Source organism: Chitinophaga sp. RAB17, from assembly GCF_052114225.1.
In the GTDB taxonomy this organism is placed as follows: domain Bacteria; phylum Bacteroidota; class Bacteroidia; order Chitinophagales; family Chitinophagaceae; genus Chitinophaga.
On record NZ_JBFREI010000003.1, the window covers coordinates 85,985 to 106,589 of the forward strand.

At 44.4% G+C, this 20,605-nt stretch carries 21 protein-coding genes; 4 read left to right on the forward strand and 17 right to left on the reverse strand.

Translation table 11 applies throughout. From position 1 onward, the window contains the following. Positions 1-23: 23 nt before the first annotated feature. The 15 genes from rimO to AB4Z08_RS12290 all read right to left on the reverse strand — a co-directional run bounded on the left by rimO (position 24) and on the right by AB4Z08_RS12290 (position 13,967). Positions 24-1,331 carry a 30S ribosomal protein S12 methylthiotransferase RimO gene (gene rimO / locus AB4Z08_RS12220; protein WP_441574022.1) on the reverse strand — a complete coding sequence of 436 codons (1,308 nt, stop codon included), beginning with the start codon at positions 1,329-1,331 and terminating at the stop codon, positions 24-26. A gap of 220 nt (positions 1,332-1,551) precedes the next feature. Beyond that, positions 1,552-2,433: a cupin-like domain-containing protein gene (locus tag AB4Z08_RS12225; RefSeq protein ID WP_441574023.1), complete on the reverse strand. Its 882-nt coding sequence runs from the start codon at positions 2,431-2,433 to the stop codon at positions 1,552-1,554. Positions 2,434-2,644: 211 nt separating this feature from the next. Continuing rightward, a complete protein-coding gene (ftsY, locus tag AB4Z08_RS12230; protein WP_441574024.1) occupies positions 2,645-3,607 on the reverse strand; it encodes a signal recognition particle-docking protein FtsY in 963 nt (320 codons plus the stop codon). Between the two features lie 263 nt (positions 3,608-3,870). Further along, complete coding sequence (locus tag AB4Z08_RS12235) at positions 3,871-4,044, reverse strand: DUF4295 family protein (protein ID WP_079468085.1); 174 nt, start codon at positions 4,042-4,044, stop codon at positions 3,871-3,873. A gap of 74 nt (positions 4,045-4,118) precedes the next feature. Further along, complete coding sequence (gene rpmG, locus AB4Z08_RS12240) at positions 4,119-4,301, reverse strand: 50S ribosomal protein L33 (RefSeq protein ID WP_133810271.1); 183 nt, start codon at positions 4,299-4,301, stop codon at positions 4,119-4,121. A 30-nt stretch (positions 4,302-4,331) separates the two neighbouring features. Then, complete coding sequence (gene rpmB, locus AB4Z08_RS12245; RefSeq protein WP_133810272.1) at positions 4,332-4,568, reverse strand: 50S ribosomal protein L28; 237 nt, start codon at positions 4,566-4,568, stop codon at positions 4,332-4,334. 194 nt (positions 4,569-4,762) lie between these two features. Next, the gene (locus tag AB4Z08_RS12250) at positions 4,763-5,350 is read right to left on the reverse strand and encodes a carboxymuconolactone decarboxylase family protein (RefSeq protein WP_441574025.1); all 588 of its coding nucleotides are present in this window, start codon (positions 5,348-5,350) and stop codon (positions 4,763-4,765) included. A gap of 111 nt (positions 5,351-5,461) precedes the next feature. Next, positions 5,462-6,016, reverse strand: a complete 555-nt coding sequence (locus AB4Z08_RS12255; RefSeq protein WP_133810274.1) for a peroxiredoxin — start codon at positions 6,014-6,016, stop codon at positions 5,462-5,464. 424 nt (positions 6,017-6,440) lie between these two features. Then, positions 6,441-7,346, reverse strand: coding sequence for a serine hydrolase (locus AB4Z08_RS12260; protein ID WP_441574026.1), 906 nt, complete (start codon positions 7,344-7,346; stop codon positions 6,441-6,443). A 481-nt stretch (positions 7,347-7,827) separates the two neighbouring features. After that, on the reverse strand, positions 7,828-8,556 hold the full coding sequence (gene bshB1 / locus AB4Z08_RS12265) for a bacillithiol biosynthesis deacetylase BshB1 (protein WP_441574027.1): 729 nt from the start codon (positions 8,554-8,556) through the stop codon (positions 7,828-7,830). A gap of 35 nt (positions 8,557-8,591) precedes the next feature. Then, positions 8,592-9,089 carry a hypothetical protein gene (locus tag AB4Z08_RS12270; protein WP_441574028.1) on the reverse strand — a complete coding sequence of 166 codons (498 nt, stop codon included), beginning with the start codon at positions 9,087-9,089 and terminating at the stop codon, positions 8,592-8,594. A 46-nt stretch (positions 9,090-9,135) separates the two neighbouring features. Next, positions 9,136-9,759 (reverse strand): DUF4294 domain-containing protein, encoded by a 624-nt coding sequence (locus AB4Z08_RS12275; RefSeq protein WP_441574029.1) that lies wholly within the window; start codon positions 9,757-9,759, stop codon positions 9,136-9,138. Positions 9,760-9,838: 79 nt separating this feature from the next. Then, positions 9,839-10,840: an alpha/beta hydrolase gene (locus AB4Z08_RS12280; protein ID WP_441574030.1), complete on the reverse strand. Its 1,002-nt coding sequence runs from the start codon at positions 10,838-10,840 to the stop codon at positions 9,839-9,841. A gap of 136 nt (positions 10,841-10,976) precedes the next feature. Continuing rightward, positions 10,977-13,457 (reverse strand): cytochrome c biogenesis protein CcsA, encoded by a 2,481-nt coding sequence (gene ccsA / locus AB4Z08_RS12285; protein WP_441574031.1) that lies wholly within the window; start codon positions 13,455-13,457, stop codon positions 10,977-10,979. Positions 13,458-13,568: 111 nt separating this feature from the next. Beyond that, positions 13,569-13,967: a cytochrome c maturation protein CcmE domain-containing protein gene (locus AB4Z08_RS12290; protein ID WP_441574032.1), complete on the reverse strand. Its 399-nt coding sequence runs from the start codon at positions 13,965-13,967 to the stop codon at positions 13,569-13,571. Between the two features lie 237 nt (positions 13,968-14,204). On the opposite strand from AB4Z08_RS12290, the gene AB4Z08_RS12295 reads away from it, so the two are divergent. The 3 genes from AB4Z08_RS12295 to AB4Z08_RS12305 are packed head-to-tail and all read left to right on the forward strand — an operon-like array spanning position 14,205 to position 17,180. Continuing rightward, entirely contained in the window at positions 14,205-15,248 is a 1,044-nt protein-coding gene (locus AB4Z08_RS12295; protein ID WP_441574033.1) for an agmatinase family protein, read from the forward strand. A gap of 16 nt (positions 15,249-15,264) precedes the next feature. Next, complete coding sequence (locus AB4Z08_RS12300) at positions 15,265-15,852, forward strand: hypothetical protein (protein WP_441574034.1); 588 nt, start codon at positions 15,265-15,267, stop codon at positions 15,850-15,852. Positions 15,853-15,884: 32 nt separating this feature from the next. Continuing rightward, on the forward strand, positions 15,885-17,180 hold the full coding sequence (locus AB4Z08_RS12305; RefSeq protein ID WP_441574035.1) for a radical SAM protein: 1,296 nt from the start codon (positions 15,885-15,887) through the stop codon (positions 17,178-17,180). Between the two features lie 125 nt (positions 17,181-17,305). Here AB4Z08_RS12305 and AB4Z08_RS12310 read toward each other — a convergent pair whose 3' ends face one another. Together AB4Z08_RS12310 and AB4Z08_RS12315 are read right to left on the reverse strand one after the other, a co-directional pair. Next, positions 17,306-18,193 (reverse strand): AraC family transcriptional regulator, encoded by an 888-nt coding sequence (locus AB4Z08_RS12310; protein WP_441574036.1) that lies wholly within the window; start codon positions 18,191-18,193, stop codon positions 17,306-17,308. A 112-nt stretch (positions 18,194-18,305) separates the two neighbouring features. Next, positions 18,306-19,544, reverse strand: coding sequence for an MFS transporter (locus tag AB4Z08_RS12315; RefSeq protein WP_441574037.1), 1,239 nt, complete (start codon positions 19,542-19,544; stop codon positions 18,306-18,308). A 144-nt stretch (positions 19,545-19,688) separates the two neighbouring features. Here AB4Z08_RS12315 and AB4Z08_RS12320 point away from each other — a divergent pair, with 144 nt between their 5' ends. Next, positions 19,689-20,576 carry a hypothetical protein gene (locus AB4Z08_RS12320; RefSeq protein WP_441574038.1) on the forward strand — a complete coding sequence of 296 codons (888 nt, stop codon included), beginning with the start codon at positions 19,689-19,691 and terminating at the stop codon, positions 20,574-20,576. Positions 20,577-20,605 lie beyond the last annotated feature (29 nt).

Here is a 20,605-nt window from a genome sequence, read left to right on the forward strand (position 1 = left end):
CTATCAGCTGTTAGAAATATTATTTACACCAGCTCGCCTTCGAGGTCGTAGTCAAATGCTTTGGTGATACGGACTTCTACTAAATCACCTGGTTTCAGGCGTTTGGTAGTATCGATAATCACTTCGTTATCTACTTCCACCGAATCAAACTCGGTACGGGCTAAATATCTGCCCGCTTCTTTCTTGTCTATTATTACTTTGAAGATCTTTCCTACTTTCTCCTGATTTTTTTCCAGAGAAATTTCCTGTTGAACTTCCATAATTTCCTGCGCTCTTCTCTCCTTTTCTTCTGCCGGAATATTGTCTTCCAGCGCATATGCGCTGGTACCTTCTTCGTGGCTGTAGGTAAACACTCCTACACGATCAAAGCGCATTCTTTCCAGGAAGCCTTTCAGCTCTTCTACGTCATCTTCCGTTTCGCCAGGAAAACCTGCAATGAGGGTGGTACGTAAACAGATACCAGGTACTTTGGCCCGGATGTTATGTACCAGCTCTTCTATTTCTTCACGGGTGATCTGACGCTTCATTGCTTTTAACATGGCATTGGAAGCATGTTGCAATGGCATATCAATATAGTTGCAGATATTGGGGAACTCATTCATCACATCCAGAATTTCCATAGGGAACTTCGTTGGATAAGCATAGTGGAGACGAATCCACTCCAGCCCTTTTACACCTGCCAGCGCACGCATCAGGTCACCCAGGCGGCGTTGTTTGTACAGGTCCAAACCATAATAGGTCAGCTCCTGTGCAATCAGCATAATTTCCTTTACACCTGATTTTACCAGTTTCTCCGCTTCCAGCACCAGCTCTTCAATGGGTTTGGAAACGTGTGTACCACGCATCAGGGGAATCGCACAAAAAGAACAGGTGCGGTTACAACCTTCTGCAATTTTCAGGTAAGCATAGTGAGATGGTGTACTCAGTAATCTTTCACCAACCAGTTCTGCTTTATAATCTGCATCAAATTTCTTGAGGATCAGGGGCAGTTCCATGGTACCAAACCAGGCATCCACACCTTCAATTTCTGATTCCAGGTCGCCACGATAACGTTCGCTCAGACATCCGGTAACATATACTTTATCCAGTTTACCGCGCTGTTTCAGTTCTACCTGCTCCAGGATGGTATTAATCGATTCTTCTTTGGCCTTGTCAATAAAACCACAGGTGTTCACTACTACAATATTGTGGTCGCGTTTGGCACTTTCATGCACCACATCGATATCATTGGCCACGAGTTGTCCACTCAGCACCTCTGAATCCACCATATTCTTGGAGCAACCAAGCGTAATTATATTAACCTTGTCTTTCTTTAAAGTTTTTGTCTTCAAGCGCGAATTGTTTTAAACAAGCGGTCAAGCATTCTTTGAACCGCTACCGCCACGAAGACACACAGACACTGATTGAATTTAACAGCAGACTTACTGTATGTGACTTGAGTCTTAGTGGGGGTTGAAATAAGGAAGGTGCAAAGGTAGCAAAAAGAATTGACAATTGGAAATTTATGCTAAGTAACTGTTGTTTAGCTACTTAGCATCTCTTATCCCTATATCAGCTCAGTTCCTGCAAGGCCTTGTCTGCACGCGCTCTGGCGAGTCTTCTTTTATAATAGTACCACCATTTAGGGGCCATCTTAATCATCAGGTTATTCATCCCTCTCAGACCAACCAAATGATATAATCCGTTCAATTTACCTAGTAAGGTAGGATCCATTGCCCGTAAACTCATGGCAAACCCGCCATCCAGGTACTCCATATGATGCCAGTAACCTGCCGGCATAAACATGGTATCTCCATGATTGAGAATAGTGGTATAGCCCCTGGCATGCTTGAGGGCCGGAAACTGTTCAAAATCCAGGTTCTCATGCCAGTTGACAAAGTTAGCCGCGCTCTCTACCGTAAAAGGCATGCGGTAAATAAACGGTGCCTGGTTATTTTCCAGTAAAAGCACCCGTTTCCTGCCCAGGAACTGTGTATGAAAGATATGGGACAGGTCAATATCATAATGCATATGCGCTACTGAACCGGCGCCTCCCACAAACAACATGGGATACTTTTTCAGAAAGCCTGTGGACAGGTTATCCGGCCAGGTAAAATCTTCCACCAGCTGAGGTGCGTGCTGAAAAATATTAAAGAGAAAAATGCGGAGGGCTACCGGTCCCTGCTCCACCATAGTGAGGTATTCACCAAAAGAAATGTAATCATCCGCTCCATTAACAAGGGTATTCACGCCGGCGCGCTCGTTATTATATACCCCCACTGTCTTGTCTCCCACTATCGATTTGAAATAATCCCACGTCCACTTTGTATAAGCCGGCCAGTTTTTGCTAAGGCCTCCTGCTGAGATGATAACAGGTTTACGTGGATTGTAGTAGTTCTTCTTGAATTCCGCTGGTGTAATATCTTCAACTCGATCTATGTGCTGTACTATCATACTTACGAATTGTTAAAAAGGGTACAAAAAGGGAACAATATTCAAATGTAATAAATGCAGTTTTATTGTATCAAAACAAAGAAACAGGCTGAATGTTGATGAAAACGGCCGGGCTCCGTACAGGGAGCCCGAACAATGATTTTTTATTTAAAGTAAATTATTAAACAAGCCTTATGCCAATTATGAAATAACAATTATATTAATCAGATAATCAAGCATTTACACTAAATAGAGAGTCTACGAAAGTTTCCTTATTGAACACTTGCAGATCCTCCATTTTTTCACCGATACCAATGTATTTTACGGGTATTTTGAACTGATTGGCGATGGCCAGTACTACTCCACCTTTGGCAGTGCCATCCAACTTGGTAATAGCCAGGGCAGTTACTTCTGTAGTAGCGGTAAACTGCTTGGCCTGCTCCAGGGCATTCTGACCGGTAGAGCCATCCAGCACCAGCAATACTTCATGTGGCGCATCCGGAATTACCTTTTTCATCACACGTTTGATTTTGCCCAACTCATCCATCAGATGCAGCTTGTTGTGCAAACGACCTGCCGTATCTATAATAATAACATCCACATCTTTAGCGGCGCCGCTTTGTACAGTATCGAAAGCCACAGCACCCGGATCGGAACCCATTTGTTGCTTTACAATAGGCACCCCTGCTCTTTCACTCCAGATAGTCAGCTGATCTACGGCTGCAGCGCGGAATGTATCCGCAGCACCCAGCATCACTGATTTACCTGCTTTCTTGAAGTTATAGGCCAGTTTCCCGATAGTAGTGGTTTTACCCACACCATTCACGCCTACCACCATGATTACATAAGGCTTTTTACCAGCCGGTACATCAAAATCACGGAATCCACTATCCGGTGCGTCTACCAGAATGGCTGCAATCTCTTCCTGCAACATCCTGTTTAATTCGCTGGTTCCCAGATATTTATCCTTCGCCACACGTTGTTCGATCCGGTCAATGATTTTTACAGTTGTATCTACACCTACATCAGCAGAAATAAGGGCATCTTCCAGGTTATCCAATACTTCCGTGTCTACCGTAGACTTCCCTGCAATGGCGCGTCCTATTTTACTCAGGAAGCTCTCTTTGGTTTTTTGTAAACCCTGATCCAGATTTTCCTTCTTCTCCCTGGAAAATAGTTTATTGAAAAAGCTCATAGTTAGTTTAATTGGGTCCGGGTCGTCCCGGTTTATTTGAGTTATCCGGCTGCTTGATCACAGCATCATTTACAACAAGTTGCTAAAATACACCTTTTTAGCTTCTAGCCGTTAGCTTTTAGCTGTTAGCAAAATGCAGCGGCATAATAATTTATACCCGCTGCATTTTGCTAACAGCTAAAAGCTAACGGCTAAAAGCTATATCAATACAAAAAGCTGTCCGTTTAACGGGACAGCCTTTCAGTATTATTAGTAAAGCCGAATTACTTTTGTGTCATGTACTCCTGGATCTTGTCCTTGTGTACAATTGCTTCCTTAAAAGTATAAGCACCGGTTTTAGGAGAGCGGATTGCTCTGATCACCTTAGTCCATACTTTTGATTCAGCTGCTGCTTTAGTATCTTTGACTTTCGCGTTCTTTGAAGCTACTTTTGCCATTGTATCTATTGTTTTTATGGTCTAATGGCTAATTGGCTGGTATGCAAATACAGCCATTCACCATCAACAATTACTTATTTAATTTCTTTGTGAACAGTTACTTTCCTTAAGATAGGATTGTACTTTTTCAACTCCAGACGCTCAGGAGTATTCTTCTTATTCTTGTTAGAGATGTAACGGGAAGTTCCGGGTTTGCCAGAAGTCTTATGTTCTGTGCACTCCAGAATTACCTGTACTCTATTGCCTTTTTTTGCCATTGTGTATTACAAATTAAGTGAGTCTTAGAATTAGATTGCCTGACCAGCTGCACGCAATTCCTTCACAACTGCATACAAACCTCTCTTGTTGATGGTTCTGATACCATCAGCAGAAACTTTCAATGATATCCATTTGTCTTCTTCTGCCAGGAAAAAACGCTTCTTTTGCAGGTTAGGAAGAAACCTTCTGTTTGTCTTAATGTTGGAGAAGGAAACATGGTGACCTGTGATCGGCTTCTTTCCTGTCACCTGACATACTCTTGCCATGATCTAAAAATTTAGGAATGCAAAAGTCCAATTTATTTATGGATTTTGCAAATATTATTAAATGAATTTATTCACAAGTACATTTAAAGTCACTTATAAAGCGCCTTTACTTAAGATGTGAACACAATGCAAATTATTGATAACCAAACGATTATCAGACAAATTTTCATCTGTCTTTTATCTAAAAAATAATTTTACAATAATACAACAAGGCTACGTAAAACAGCGCCTAATCTTACCGCTTCCAACACCCTTTGCTGATCCGTACCATGTTTCAACAAGGCTTCTTCGTGGGAAGTAACGCACATTTCGCAACCATTGAGTGCAGATACCACCAGGCTCAACAGCTCAAAAAATTCTTTCCCTAATACCGGGTTTGCCATAATGCTCATCCTGATACCGGCAGGTGTAGTCGTGTAAAATTCCTTATTCACAAAATGCCTGAAACGATAAAACACGTTATTGGCATTCATGAGGGAAGTACAACTAATCACTTCTGCGATATCTTTATCCACCGCACCTTCCTGGATAGCCAGCTTTTCAAAAGCCGCCTGCAGGTCGGTATGCTTCTCATTCACGGCTACCGCCACCCCGATCAGGTAAGCCTCTTTCTTTGACAGCGTAGCTGCCGCAAGAGAGTTGGATACATTGATCTTCAAATCTTTCAGGTAACGTGCATCCACATTTACCAGTGATTGCAATTTGCCGGATACCTGTTCACCTGTCAAACCCACTGCTTCCAGTAATTGAACCGCCGTATCCTGATTTGTAGTTGCAAACATATAAATATATTTTTAATTAAAAATTACGAATTAGGAATTACGAATTAGGGATTTGTGGGAAGACGGACTATGATATCCCATAATTCGTAATTCGTAATTCGTAATTCAAATTTATGCAGTCAGCGTAGCTTCGCCTTTAGTCCAGTTGCAAGGACACAGCTCATCTGTTTGCAGTGCATCCAGTACACGCAAAACTTCTTTTACGCTACGGCCTACAGACAGGTCGTATAAAGAAACCCAACGTACAATACCCTGAGGATCTACAATGTAAGTAGCACGGTAAGCAACTTTCTCGTTTGCTTCCAGGATACCCAGTTCAGTAGCGAGAGATTTGGAAGTGTCAGCCAGCATTGGGAACTGTAATCCACGCAGATCATCATGATCTCTTCTCCATGCAGCATGTACAAATTCACTGTCAGTGGAAGCACCGATCAATACAGCATCACGATCAGCGAAATCCTGTGCATGTTTGTTAAATTCAGCTATTTCAGTAGGACATACGAAAGTAAAGTCTTTAGGCCACCAGAACATCACCATCCATTTGCCGGAGTTCTTCAGTTCTTCAGAAGACAATTCGTAAAATTCTTTACCTTTTTCGATAGAAACAACAGCCGTTTTTTTGAATTCGGGAAACTCTGACCCTACGGATAAGATAACATTTTTCATAATAACTATTCTCTTTTTGATTTACAGACTAATGATTTTTATTCTTTGACGGCGCAAAGATCACATTACATTCATTAGTAATCAAATAGATTTTAAAAATGTGACATTGAGTTTCTCTATATATCACCTTTTTCACTGTGGTAGCAAAGGGAATAACAACAATCGCCTATATAATCAAAAAAAATATCCCGGAGTTAACATTTTAATGCTATTTCTGTAACATTTTGGCACGTTATTTAGTTATATAAGTGGACTTTTTTAATACAAATAGCATGGAAATGAAGAAAAAATACTTTTTACTGGTGGTTATAACGATTGGACTTGCTTTGATTCCGTTTATCAAAAACAGTATCATTAAACACGATGAATTTGACGCTACCCGAGATCTGTTCATTTAGTGTTTAGCGGGTCCCATTGACCGTTCCTAAAACTGCCCCAAAGCGGGGTCGGGTTTCCATTGGCTGGCTGGTTCATAATACTGCCAGAGTGTAAAACCCACCTTCCGCAATAATTGCCATGCCTCATTATCATGGTTCCAACCCTGATCCTTGTTGTTTTTGGTAATAATACAATACACATAATCGCCGTGAGGCGCATTTACCATTATCACCTCCGAACGTGATTCATCCACCGCGCCATTTTTTGACGCGGTGCGAACGTTTGTGGGTACCTGTAGCACCCCTTCCCCATCCCAGTAGTTACGGGTAAGATTCCGGTACATACGCTCACTTGCAGCAGGGCTAATCACTTCTCCCTTATAAATCATCTCCAGCAACCGGGCCATTTCCCTTGGACTGGTTTGCCCCCATCCGTATTCCTGCCGGTTCGCTTCCCTCCCTTTCGTACGGGAATTGACCCGCAAATGCTCAAATCCATGCTCCTGCAACCACTGATTAATTACCAACCCGCCTCCTGCCAGCGACTGCAACCACAAACTGGCGGTATTATCACTCATTGTCAGCATCAGCATCACTGCCTTATCCAGCGCAATCTGCTCGCTGTCCCGGAAAGACCCCAATATGTCTTCCCCCTTGTATAACAACGAATCTCTGTACACCAGGTGCTGGTGATATTGCAGCTCCCCTTTCGCCAGCTTGTTAAAAATGCCTACCTGTATCGCTGTTTTAATCATACTGGCTGTAGGAAACGTGGTATCGGCATTTATAGCCACTATACGGTCCGTTTTAAGGTGATGCACATAAATACCGGCCTGCCCGTGGAAAGCTGCCAGAAGGGGTGCTAAAATGGCCGTGAGCCGTTTATCGGTTTTCTGGGCACCGGCGGATAAAGCAACGAAAAACAGGAGCAGTAGGATGGGTAACTTTTTCATATAACCAAGATAGAAAAATAGCGGGTAAATTTTATATCCCTACCGAACAGCCAAGGGGCCAGGTTATAAAATGGGGGAACATCTTCTCAATATTCTCTAAAGGCCATTTAACACGCATTTTCCATTTTCCCCGTCAACTATCTTTAGCGGCGCCACCATGGCCGATTCCGACTTCGATTTACCTTCATCATCCCCGCATCAAGTCCACCTCATCCCCGCATCAAGTCCACCTCCCCTGCTGTACTACTACAAGTGCATAGCGGGTGCTAAGCATAGACCTGGCGGCGTTTACATAATGAAAAGGTAAGATTGACTATAATAATGGGGGTTTATGCTTAAAACTTACACTATCCACCAAATTTCCAACCTGATTGATCCCCGACAAGCTAACCACATAACAAAAATGCAGCATACACCCACTGTTATACGCTGCATTTTGCTAAAAGCTAATGGCTAAAAGCTAATAGCTGAATGCTAACTGCTAGGTAGTTTGATTAATCATATCCGCAAAACTCCGGACACCAATCATTTTAGCGGAAGTATAACCTTCTGCATACTCCACTCCCACCATTTTGCCCAGCATTTTGGCACGATACACCACGCTGTCAAAAAAGTTGGAGCCGGAAATATACGTCTGGGGTTCGTTATCTTTTGGTGCCAGGAACTGGGAACTGAAGCTTTTGATAGCCTCCAGTTTCCTGTCTATCACTGGTGTAATATCTATAACGAAGTCTGGTTCATGATAACGGTCCTGCAGGAAGTGATATACCTGCTTTGGACGCCAGGCTTCCTGTGGCTGCCCGTCTGAAGATGTTTCGATTTTTCGTAAGCCTGCCATAAAACAACTGTCAGCTATCAGTTTGGCGGCTCGTCCATGATCCGGATGACGGTCATCAATGGCATTTGCCAGTACAATATCCGGGCGATACTTACGGATAGCCGCAATGATCGCCAGTTGTTCCATGGTGTCATTTCTAAAAAAGCCATCAGCCAGACCGAGATTTTCGCGTACTTCCAGTCCCATAATCTTTGCTGCTGCTGCTGCTTCCTCTATCCGCAGCTCCGGAGTACCACGGGTACCCAGTTCTCCACGGGTAAGATCTACCACCCCTACCTTCATTCCCTGTTGCGCATGTACCATCAGCGTGCCTGCACAGCCCAGTTCCACATCGTCCGGGTGCACAGCTATAGCCAGTATATCTAGTTTCATATGCTGTAAATTGAGGTGCAAAGATGGGAAAATATTTAATCTTCTGAGCTGGTAATGACTACGCCTGCCTTCCGGTCCATTACCTGGTACTTATCCTGTACTTCTTTTTCATCAATGATCCTGACAGTGCGAAATGTTTTGCGGTCAACCGTCATTAAACCGGTTTCGTTGGTGGGTGTTACGGGCTTGCCGTTTACGATAAAATAAAAGCTGCTGTCGTTGCCGTATTTGCGTAACAGGCTGTCATATGCGGGAGATTGGCTGCTTAACAGTGCATTGACCCTTTTACGGGCAAAGGGTTTGGTTTCTATGTATACAACGCCGTTGGCCGCCTGGCTGCCGTATTTCAATACCGCTTTGGAACCTTTGGCAATGGTGATGACACCGATGCGATCTGGTGTTACCTGGCCAATGGCCGTTTGGGTCACTACCACACTATCCAGCACATATACCGGATCGTCATCTTCCACAGATTGCGCCATAGCGCCTATTGAAATAAACAGTAAGCTGATAAGTAAGATCCTTGCTTTCATAATAGTCCCTTTTTCTTTACAGGCGAATATTACGAAGATAGCAGAATTAATTATAGGCGCGGTAGTGCTGGTACATTTCCAGCTCCTGAACAATTACCTCGATGTCTTTATCTTCCTGCTTGTCATACTCGCTTTTAAGGTTACCACCAAAGAAGAAAGCAACGGTTTGCCATACACGGGCATTAAATCCGCCTTTGAGTTCCTTGATAATTTCAAAGCAATTCTGACCGGTTTCGCGGTCGATTAGTTTCATGAGTACTTTGCCCTGGTATACGGAGAGATTTTCCAGTTTATCGCCAAACTGGGCTTTAAGTTCCTTTTCTTTGGTGGCCAGGAAAGCTTTGCGCTCTCTTTTGTTCATATTAGCCATGCTGGAATTCACGTCTTTCAGCACTTTTGCGGCCGATCTGGCATAAGGGTATGTTACATAAACGGCATTTCGTAAACGACTCCAGCGCTCGCGTTCCTTCCGAAGTGCTTTCGGCATTTTTTCCACTACATCGAATATAGCGAGGGTAATAACCGGAATGGTATCTTTACCCACCACAATTGCATGCAGCGGAATAACATCCGCACCATGCGCCTCTTGCGCCATCGCACCTGTGTGACAGAGGGATATGCCCAGTACCAGGAAAACAAAAACGATGATCTGTTTGAAACGAAGACGCATAGATTACTTAACGTTGCTTAAATACGGAATGTTACCACAAGTTAAAAAAGATTTCAGATTTGCCGCCAACTAAATCCGGTTACCGTACCGGGGTCATTTTTAACTTGTTGATAGCGAAGTCACTGATCGCCTTTTCTACCGTTGGCAAATCATGCGAAGTCAGCGACGAACCCATCACGTGTGCCCCTGCACCTGGAATGGGGATGGCCTCTTTCTCCATATCAGGGGTACCCAATTCCTCCTGCATCTGTAAAATGGCGCCCACCTTTACAGTGGGGTCCTGGTGTGTTTCATCTTTATAATAATACAGATTCAGCACCGGCTGTTTTATCTTTTCAAATGTTTGTGTGGTCATAGTAGACTCCAGCAGACTTTCCAGCTGCACCACCCCTTCCAGGCGATAATCGGTGTACCAGTATTTCGCCCGTTCCGGGTCTTTATCACTGCCACGCCTGAAATCCCCCTTGCTGACTACCCTGGCCAGTTGCAGGCCCCAGGGATTGTTGGCCAGGAAAGCAAGGTTATCGTTAATAGCAATATTTGGCGACATATTGATCAGGGCATAAACATCGTTGGGATAAGCGGCAGCCAGCTGCAATGCCAGCGTACCACCGGTAGAAGTACTCATCAGGATCACCTTTTCTCCCAGCGCTTTGCCTATACTCAATGCTTCTTCTGCATCTTTCCATAAACCCTCAGCGGTCATGTGCAACAGTGGATCTGAAGTATCTATTCCATGCCCGTCCAATCTCGATAAATAAAGATTACAGCCAAAGCGTGCGGCAAAATTGCGGTGTACCGGGTTGCCTTCTTCCTGGCTGGCGGAGAAGCCGTGCAGGTATACTACGGCATAAGGTGTTTTTCGATGCAGGGAATCATGCCATACAATGCGGGCCTGGTTATCTGGCTTCAGATGATGTCTTGCCTCCCTGGCATGGATATAATCATCCAGCGAAGCACCTGCGGCAGGTACCGACGGTAATTCATGATTATATACCGGATCGGCCGGTTTGGGTCCAAGGAGGTATACCACTGAAAGCGTGGCTATAATGATGAGCGCAATACGCAACCACCTACGCATTATAAGGAAATTTAATGACACTAAATGTAGATAAGAATTCCGAGATGTCGCACGCACCCTGGTTATTTAATAAAGAAAAAATCCTTCAACAGCGGATGCCATTGAAGGATTTCTATATTAAAAATATTTCTGTCGGTTATCTTCTTCTCAATTTCTGATAGATGCTCATCGCAGTACCCAGTATAGTGATGAGGATACCCAGCCATAATACGTTGATATATGGGAATATCATGGCTTTCATCACGATATAGTCGCTGAAGCCATTGGCTTCTTTTACCTTCAGTTCTATTTTGTTTTCCGCAGGCATAATTTTAGAGAACCTTACATTCAGTCCCAGTGGGGCCAGCGTATCTTCTACACTGTACTGGTAACTGCTGTCGCGGATAAAATAAATCGGCTGTAACTTAAAGTGATCATCTGTTTGGGTATACACTTCCAGTTCAGCACCTACTGCCAGATCACCATTCTGTGCAATGTAATTGCGGCTTTCAGGTTTGGTATTCAACCCTTTCAGTACAATGAAGCCCTTGGAGAAAAACACAGAGTCGCCTTGTTTCATCAGATGCGTTACGTAAGGAGTGGTATCCTGTTTCGCTTCTTCTTCCTTGTTAGGCGCCGCAGATACGTAGGTAAAGATATCCCTGGTCAGATAGTGTCTGGAAGCAGGGTTGGAAGAAATTGTATTCTCTTTTCTGTTTACAAATGCATCAGGGTAAAGGGTAAATTTCTCCAGTATATTACCGGAAACTTTATCTTTTTTCTCGTAGTGTACTTTGTAATACGTTTTTGTATCCTGCCCGATGGAGTCACCGGCATAGGTTACATGATAGTCCCCCATTTGTACCGGAACATCCCTTGGCAGCATGATATTTTCCCGCGGATTTTGTTTGCTTTCTTTTCTGAAGAAGCCATCGTTCAGCATCTTCATACGATCCAGTGATATTACTTCCATTTTAGCGGAAGAAATCAGGATGCCCAGCAATACCATTCCAAAACCGATATGTGCTACCGAAGCACCTGCATTCTTCAGTTTACCTTTCAGGCCGGTGAATATGTAAGAAATATTGGCAACAATCGCATAGATGCTGGCAAACAGCATCAGGTAGATAGCCGTCAGGAAGCCGGCGCCATAATTATCATAGGTGATGGTCCCTTTCCAGGCTACCAGCCCGGTTAATAATAAAGCTACCAGCGTAGGAACCGCCAGTTTCTTTGTGATCTCTCCACGTGGGGTATCCTTGTATCTCATGAATTGCACGACTGCTGTTAATACACCCAGTACGATCGCAATCCAGATCTGAATCTTATTGTAATGGAAAATGCTGTCTGATGGCGGCGCAATGTCGTTCATATTAAACAGTGACTTCAGGCCGGTGAAACTCAGCAATTTATTCCATACCGGAATAGAGGTGGTGAAGGTAATCTGAATGGCTGCGATGAGCAGTATCAGGGAACCTACAAACAGCCAGAACTCGCGGGAGTAGCTGTTTTCTTCTTTCTTTACCGCCGGAATTTCCTTTCTGCGCATGATCAGCAATGCAATAGATGGTACGGTAAATACCAGCATGGCAAACAGTAGCTGTGCGGTCATTCCCATATCCGTAAAGGAGTGTACAGAAGTATCTCCTAAAACACCACTCTTGGTGAGGAAAGAAGAATAGAGAATCAGTACATAGGAAATAAAGAAGAAGAAAATGGTAGATTTCAGCGAGTGCCCGGTAGATTTATATGCCAGCAGCGTGTGAACACCTGCCACCATAGTGAGCCATGGCACCAGCGAGGCATTTTCTACCGGATCCCAGGCCCAGTAGCCGCCGAAGTTGAGTGATTCATAAGCCCAGGCAGCTCCCATCATAATACCGGTACCCAGCATCATAATAGCAAACAGGCCCCATGGCTGCACTGGTTTTACCCAGCCGGTATAATCGCGGGTCCAGATACCTGCAAAAGCAAAGGCAAAAGGAATGATCATGGAAGCAAAGCCCAGGAACAGTACCGGCGGGTGGATCACCATCCAATAGTTCTGCAGGGTTACATTCAAACCATTACCATCGTGGATATGCTGCATATAGTCCGCTGTCTGGAAAATAGGCGCCAGTTGATTTTCAGGTGCCTGTCTCAGTAACATAAACGGATTACTACCTACTTTATAGCCCAGTACAAATATACCCAGCAGCATACTGGCCATAATCAGCTGCGCCAGTGAGAAGGTTGTCATCACCGGTGCTTCCCATTTTTTGGAGGTGCGGATCAGGATAATACCCAGGATACTGTTCCAGATACTCCAGAGCAGGAAACTACCTTCCTGATCGGACCAGAGACTGGATAATAAGTATTGTATTGGCAGGTCGCGGGAGGTGTTGCGCCATGCGTATTTATATTCAAAAAAGTGATTATACAAAATATAGTACAGGCAGCTGAAAACGCCGATAACAGCGGCTGATTGTATGATGAAAGACCAGCGTGCCAGTCTTTTCCAGGAGTCCTGTAAAGATGGTTCCTTTAATTTAACTACATTATAATAAGCTACAGTGGCTACTATAGATGCTACAAATGCCAGTATGGCAAAGAAGTGGCCTATTTGGCCCGGCAGTAAATGTTCCCCTACAAACTTCATAAAATTCCTCTAGAGATGTGAATATTCCGGCACCTGACAATTCTGATATGCTGTTTATAACCAGTTGCCTGGAAATAAATGATCAAATATCAAAATGTTCAAATAATTACATTAAAGTTGTTTGTTGCTGATAGCCACCTGGTCGTCCTTGTATTTAGACGGGCATTTCATCAGTATTTTGCTGCAATGAAATTCGCCTTTCTCCATTTTACCTGTGAGTACAATAGATTCGGCTTTTTCAAAATCGGTAGGTTTGGCGCCGTAGAATACCACTTTATGTGATTCGCCCGTTTTATCGTGGACGTAGAAGCTGAATAAGTTAGCATCTTTCATCGGGTCGTAATTCATCGCCTTTAAAGTGTCCAGTTTCCCGATGACATGGAATTCTTTTCCTTCCTTTTCCCGGGCTGTCGCGAAAGTTTCATAGGTACTGAAATCTCCCACCATAGTTACTATCACTCCAATTGCTACCGCAATTACCACCAGCAGAATAATATTTGTTTTTTTCATATGAAAATTATCTTCCCTATTGATTTGATACAAGCTGCAAAACCCTTTACCAGTGCGCCCTTAACGATCCCTGCTTTTTGCCGTACTTTATTTGTTTCCGATTAATCGGCAAAATTAAGTCAAAATGACCTTCTTCGGACAATTTTTATATAAAAGGCAATTCTTTTTATGAGAAGGACGGCTGTAAGTAAACATAATCCTATCTTTGCGCGGAATTTAGAAAAGTACGATTTTATCATGGCAGATTTATCTCAATTTGACCCTAACTCAGTTGGCCTGCTGTCCAACAACGTTTTTGGCTTACCTTTTTCTGAGGAAGAAGCCCGGCTGGTATTGTTACCTGTGCCCTGGGAAGTAACGGTATCCTATAATAATGGTACTGCCCGTGGACCGGAACGTATATTCAGAGCATCCTTCCAGATCGATCTTTACGATGCGGATGTGAAAGATGGCTGGAAACAGGGTTTTTACATGCGTGAACCAGATAAGCACCTTTTACTGCGCAGCGATTACCTGCGTAAGGAAGCGGAGCTATACCTGAAATTCCTGACTGAAGGGGGAGATATTTCCGAAAATGAATTCCTGAAAAAAACACTGGTAGACGTAAGCAACGGCACCAGGGCCATGAATGAGTGGGTATATACCCAAACCAAGGCGCTGCTGGAAAAAGGCAAGCTGGTAGGATTGGTAGGTGGTGATCACAGCACCCCGCTGGGCTTCTTTAAAGCCATTGGTGAACATAAAGGCGACTTTGGTATTTTACAGATAGATGCACATTGTGATTTACGGGATGCCTACGAAGGATTCAAATACTCACATGCCTCTATTATGTACAATGCCCTGGCAGAAGTACCTCAGCTGTCAAAGCTGGTACAGGTGGGTATCCGCGACTACTGCGAAGAAGAAGTGGAGTACATCAACAACAGCGAAGGCCGTGTAGTAACCTTTTTTGATAAGCAAATCAAAGAAAGACAATTCGAAGGGGAAACCTGGAAAGCGATCTGCGACAGCATTGTTGAAACTTTGCCGCAACAGGTATACATTAGTTTTGATATAGACGGACTGGATCCAAAATTATGTCCGCATACCGGTACCCCTGTAGCTGGTGGTTTTGAAGTAGAGCAGATTTATTATCTCTTCAAACGCGTACTGGCCAGTGGTCGTAAGCTGATTGGATTTGACCTGAATGAAGTAAGCACTTCACACGATGAGTGGGATGCCAACGTAGGTGCCCGTGTGTTGTTCAAGCTTTGCAATCTGTTGATCAGTTCTAATTCCTAATCTTACATTCCTGTTCATGCATAGTTTGCGCATCCTGCATCCTAATACCAGTAGCAGAATCCGGTTATTACCGGTTATGCATGGTCTTACGGGTATACTGTTTCTGATAAATGCGATCGGTGTATACCGTGGTCCGCAACCTAACTGGTTCCTGGTGGTCTTTTTCCTGGTGGTAGGACTCATGGCAATTGCGTTTCCGTTTACCATGAAGCGGTTTAAGCAATTCAGTGAAGCAAATACGGTAGCACGTATGATAGAGGCGCTCATCTGCTTTACCGGCAGTTTATACTTCCTGTCGCACCTGCAGCCGCTGACCAGTCTGCTGTTGTTCCTGACAGGGAGCGGCCTGGCATATGTAGGCTGGATGGAATACAGGATTTTCCAGCCATCGTATGTAAAGATGGACACCACCGGTATTACGCTGCCTACCACCTTTTCCAAAAGGCTGGTTGGCTGGAACGAACTGAATAACGTAATTTTGCGGAACGACCTTCTGACAATAGACTTTAAGAATAACAAGATTCTGCAGCTGGAAATACTGGATGAACCTGGAAAAGAGCAGAGAGAAGTATTAAATACCTTCTTTCAGACCAGGGTTCAATAGGTATTCATCCCAACAGATCATAAAATCACAAAATGTTAAAACAAACACCTTACATATTATATTCTGACGGTGAAGGGAATATTTTTGAAGATACCAGCATGCACGTAACTGGCCGCAGTGGCTGGGATGCGTGGCCGGTAGACGTAGAAGAGTGGATCGAATTACCGGAAGGAGGCAATTTGTATGAGTTGCCAGGTCGCCGTGGTATTGGCATCAATGCCACCACCGGTGATATGCAGCTTTGTGATAAAGGATGGGCGGTAGCGGCTTTCATTCCGCCGGCACATACCGGTTTTTACCTGGCAGCCTACGAAACCATGCCGGATGCGCCTACCCTGCCGTTGTTTTGTTATACGGCAGTGGGTTGGCTGGATGGTAAGTTTTATGTTCCTGCCACCCGTATTGAAGCCGATATCCGCCAGGAATGCGCCGGCTTTGACGACAAAAAAGTAAAACAGGGCGTAAAAACACTGGTAGAAGCATATCCGCATAACAGGCTGGTACAACACCTGGCAGAAAATTGCGCATTGACCTACGAATGCCCTGCTGCACGTAATTATTTTATGGGAAGATGGGAATGCCCTATTCCTTCCTCTCCTGCGTGCAACGCCAATTGCGTAGGATGTATCTCCTTCCAGCCGGAAGAAGAAAGCATTGTTTCTACGCAGGATCGTTTGCGTTTTAAACCAACTGCAGCAGAAATCGTAGAATATACTGTACCCCACCTCGAAGAAGCCCCCTTCCCTATCGTGAGCTTCGGCCAGGGTTGTGAAGGCGAGCCTTTACTCATGTGGGAAACCATTCGCGAATCCATCATCGAAATACGTAAACATACACCTAAAGGCAGCATCAATATCAACACCAATGGTAGCAAGCCCGATGCGGTAAGAGCCTTGTGTGAAGCAGGATTGAACAGTATCCGCGTGAGTTTGAATTCTGCCCAGGAAAAATATTATACGCCGTACTATCGTCCTAACAATTATACTTTTGACGACATCGTTGAAAGTCTGAAAGTAGTACGCGAATTTGGTGGCTGGACTTCCATCAACTACTTCGTATTTCCGGGTATGACGGATAGTGCAGACGAGTACGAAGCACTGCGCAAGCTGATCAGGGAAACCGGGCTGAATATGATTCAGTGGCGTAATTTTAATATTGATCCTGACTGGTACCTGGGTAAACTGGGAGTCACTGAAACCGGAGAATGCCTGGGCGTGAAACAGTTGCAGGAACTGATACAGGAGGAATTCCCTGATCTCAAATTCGGTTATTTCAATCCACCGATAGAACGTATCACCGGTGATTATATGAGCGACTTCGCCCATTAATAAGAGCGAAAAGCCGAAAGCAAAAAGCTATTAAAGCGAATGACCAGAGCGGATATTGATTCTTCGCTCTGGTCATTCGCTTTAATAGCTTTTGGCTTTATGCCTTTAGCTTTCCGCTTCTTCAATCAGCTTTCCGCTTCCTCGAACCGATATTGCTTTGCATACGCAGAAGGTGCCATCCCCGTTACCTTTCTGAACACCCGGTTAAACGTAATAGGATTATTATAACCGGTAGCATAAGCTACTGCAGCTATGCTATCAAAATCACCATTAATGATCTTCTTACAGGCAACGTTGATCCTGATTTCATTCAAAAACTCCAGGTATGTTTTACGGGTATGTTTCTTAAAGTATTTACAAAATGCGTAGGTGGTCAGATGGGCTACCGCAGCGATTTGTCCAAGGGAAATATTTTCTGCATAATGCTCCAGTGTATACTGGTAAATATCATTCATCCGCAGTCCTTCCGACTCACTGTAAGAGTGCCTGGAGAAGCCCGTGGATAATGACTTCCATTCCTTTACCTGTTTTGAAAAAAAGACCAGCATTCCCACAAATGCCAGCAATCGCTCTGCACCGCTGAGACGGGAGATCTTTAATATATCTGTTGCAATTTTTTCTGCATGTTCTGACGGTAGTTGCAGACTGTTCGCGGTGAGTTGTAAAAACTTCCGGACCGTTTCCATTTCCTTCAATGAAAATAATCCCTGCAACGCCTGTTCATGATCGAAGAAAATATGAATAGCGTGAATATTCTTCTCCTGAATATTTTCAAAATACCGGGCATCCCCTTTAAACATATGGGGCTGATTAGCACCAATCACATAAATTTCCCCCGCCTTAAATGGCTGGGTATAATTACCGGCAATCAGGGTGCCTTCTCCCTTAATGATGAGTGTTACCTGTGTCTCTTTATGTCTGTGCAGGTAATTATAGAAGTATGGGAGGATGTCTTCCTGTATAACTACAGCTCCTTCATCGGCAACAGGAACAGTAAATTGAATTACTTTCATTAACCAATTTTACTAATTTTTACTCGAAATTAGCATTTTGGTGACAATATTTGCAAAGTCTTTAACAATTTTGAATATGTCAGGCGGGCTTTTTTACGGCTTCTCTTCCCGCCTATACCAGCTCTGATATGGATCTCGTTGCTTTACCAGCGGTTATTTTTTTCTGTAACCACCAGAAACCAGTCCCTGATATAATACAGCCTAACGCCGTGATGGCCCACCAGGGCTTAAATCCCAGGTGCTGTACCACAAAAGCGCCGGTAGTCGGGGACACAATATTGGCCAACGAATAAGAGATCGTGTACAGTGCCGCATACTGGCCACGGTTGTGGTCCTTGCTCCGGCCAATCCAGAAACTATTCATGAAAGGCAGACAAAACATCTCTCCAAAGGTGATGATCAGCATAAATAAAGCCGCTACTGCCCATATTGGTGGCAGGAAAGAAAGCAGCAGATAGGAAGAACAGACCATCAGCGCACCGCGCGCCACAAATACCAGGTTAGGCCGGGTGCCATCCAGGCGGTATACCATCACCATTTCCACCACTGCGATCAGGATGCCATTGATAGACATGTTCAGACCAATGAGCCATTCTTCCATATGCATCACCTCCTTAAAATACAAAGGCACTATACTGGAAAACTGGAACAGGCAGATAGCATTTAAAGTGGCAAATGCCAGGAACCACAGGTAGATATTATCTTTCCATACCTTATCTTCCTTTATCACCACTGTTTTGGCCTCCTTTACCGGTGCCTTTACCGGCGGCAGGAAGATCCGCATTAATATCGCTGCAGCCATACAGGTAAACCCATCTACCCAGAAAAGTAGCTGGTAGCTGAAGCTGGCCAGGATTCCTCCTACAGCCGGCCCTACAGACCAGCCCAGGTTCACCGCCAGGCGGTTCAGGGCATAGGAACGGGTACGGTTTTCCGGGGCACTGTAGGCCGCAATGGCAATACTATTGGCCGGCCGGAAAGCATCACCCACAGAACTCATGACAAATACACAGATACATATTTGCTCAAACGTTCGCATCTGTCCCAATAAAATGAATAATAAACCGTTAGAGAAAAGACTCCAGAACTGTACCTGGTAAAAACCAATTTTGTCAGATAGCCATCCACCCAGCAATGCGCCCACAATAGCGCCGCTACCAAAGCAGGCCATCACCAAACCTGCCTGGGCAATGCTGAAGTGCAGATGTTGTGTGAGGTATACCGTCATAAAAGGAATCACCATGGTACCACTCCGGTTGATCAGCAACACGAGTGATAACCACCAGGTGGCAGGTGAAAGACCTGTATAGGCATTCTGATAAAGGCGAATAGTTTGTCTGACGAGGTTCATAAAAAATTGGCGAAAATAAATTCCTTAAAATCGGATTAACAGCACAGTTTTTGCAAAGATCCGGAATTCATCTTTTGATGAGTGATTATTTTTTCTGGATCAAAACATTAACTTTGGTCTAAACAGGCGCTCAATAAGGTTATCATGGAGGAAAAAAACGGTAAAAAAAATATTCAGGCATTAGGCATTACCATCGGCGTTCATGCGTTGCTGTTAGTTGCCCTTGTATTTACCGGATTCTCCGCTCCACCACCCCTGCCCGACCAGGACCTGGGGATGGAAGTTAACCTCGGCACATCTGACGATGGTATGGGTGATGAGCAACCACTTAACCCTAACCCACCCAGTGCGGCTGCCTCTGAACCCGCACCGGCAGAAAGTCCGGCCACCGCTGCCAAAGACAATAGTGAACCACAACAAGACATTGCTACACAGGATGAAGAGGATGCCCCGGAAATAAAAAAACCGGAAAAACCTGTAGAGAAACCGAAAGAGATTCCTAAAAAACTGGAACCTAAACCTGTCAAGCCAGTAAAAAAACCAACAGAAGCACCACCGAAACCAGCACCACCTGCACCCAAGCCCAAAGCCGTATTTTCCGGTGGTACCGGCAACAGTGCCAACAGTGGTAACAATGCCAATGGCTCCAATAATGCTACCGGAGAAGGTAATACCGGCAAGCCCGGAGATCGTGGACAGCTGGGTGGTAACCCTAACGGTGGAGGATACACGGGCGGAGGCCTGGGAGGAGGTCGTTCGGACTTTCATCTCAATGGCAGAAATCTGATAGGAAGACCACAGGTAACCTACGATGGTACTGAAACCGGCTATGTAGCCATCAATATAAAAGTAGACCAACAAGGCAATGTGACATCAGCCACCTTCAGTATGAAAGGGTCTACGATCAGCAATTCACAACTGATCGAAATAGCGAAGAAGGCAGCGAGAAGCGGACAACTAAAATATAATGCTAACCCGGATGCTCCTGAAGAGCAATTCGGGACCATACGTTTCTATTTCAAAGCAGAGTAACAACAAACAATAACCGGCGTTTTTGAAGT

Bases quoted from the DNA above. Each gene is read 5' to 3' on its own strand.
- AB4Z08_RS12225 (WP_441574023.1), bottom strand. From the start codon at position 2,433: ATGATAGTACAGCACATAGATCGAGTTGAAGATATTACACCAGCGGAA.
- ftsY (WP_441574024.1), bottom strand. From the start codon at position 3,607: ATGAGCTTTTTCAATAAACTATTTTCCAGGGAGAAGAAGGAAAATCTG.
- AB4Z08_RS12235 (WP_079468085.1), bottom strand. From the start codon at position 4,044: ATGGCAAAAGTAGCTTCAAAGAACGCGAAAGTCAAAGATACTAAAGCA.
- rpmG (WP_133810271.1), bottom strand. From the start codon at position 4,301: ATGGCAAAAAAAGGCAATAGAGTACAGGTAATTCTGGAGTGCACAGAA.
- rpmB (WP_133810272.1), bottom strand. From the start codon at position 4,568: ATGGCAAGAGTATGTCAGGTGACAGGAAAGAAGCCGATCACAGGTCAC.
- AB4Z08_RS12250 (WP_441574025.1), bottom strand. From the start codon at position 5,350: ATGTTTGCAACTACAAATCAGGATACGGCGGTTCAATTACTGGAAGCA.
- AB4Z08_RS12255 (WP_133810274.1), bottom strand. From the start codon at position 6,016: ATGAAAAATGTTATCTTATCCGTAGGGTCAGAGTTTCCCGAATTCAAA.
- AB4Z08_RS12260 (WP_441574026.1), bottom strand. From the start codon at position 7,346: ATGAAAAAGTTACCCATCCTACTGCTCCTGTTTTTCGTTGCTTTATCC.
- bshB1 (WP_441574027.1), bottom strand. From the start codon at position 8,556: ATGAAACTAGATATACTGGCTATAGCTGTGCACCCGGACGATGTGGAA.
- AB4Z08_RS12270 (WP_441574028.1), bottom strand. From the start codon at position 9,089: ATGAAAGCAAGGATCTTACTTATCAGCTTACTGTTTATTTCAATAGGC.
- AB4Z08_RS12275 (WP_441574029.1), bottom strand. From the start codon at position 9,759: ATGCGTCTTCGTTTCAAACAGATCATCGTTTTTGTTTTCCTGGTACTG.
- AB4Z08_RS12280 (WP_441574030.1), bottom strand. From the start codon at position 10,840: ATGCGTAGGTGGTTGCGTATTGCGCTCATCATTATAGCCACGCTTTCA.
- ccsA (WP_441574031.1), bottom strand. From the start codon at position 13,457: ATGAAGTTTGTAGGGGAACATTTACTGCCGGGCCAAATAGGCCACTTC.
- AB4Z08_RS12290 (WP_441574032.1), bottom strand. From the start codon at position 13,967: ATGAAAAAAACAAATATTATTCTGCTGGTGGTAATTGCGGTAGCAATT.
- AB4Z08_RS12295 (WP_441574033.1), top strand. From the start codon at position 14,205: ATGGCAGATTTATCTCAATTTGACCCTAACTCAGTTGGCCTGCTGTCC.
- AB4Z08_RS12300 (WP_441574034.1), top strand. From the start codon at position 15,265: ATGCATAGTTTGCGCATCCTGCATCCTAATACCAGTAGCAGAATCCGG.
- AB4Z08_RS12305 (WP_441574035.1), top strand. From the start codon at position 15,885: ATGTTAAAACAAACACCTTACATATTATATTCTGACGGTGAAGGGAAT.
- AB4Z08_RS12310 (WP_441574036.1), bottom strand. From the start codon at position 18,193: ATGAAAGTAATTCAATTTACTGTTCCTGTTGCCGATGAAGGAGCTGTA.
- AB4Z08_RS12315 (WP_441574037.1), bottom strand. From the start codon at position 19,544: ATGAACCTCGTCAGACAAACTATTCGCCTTTATCAGAATGCCTATACA.
- AB4Z08_RS12320 (WP_441574038.1), top strand. From the start codon at position 19,689: ATGGAGGAAAAAAACGGTAAAAAAAATATTCAGGCATTAGGCATTACC.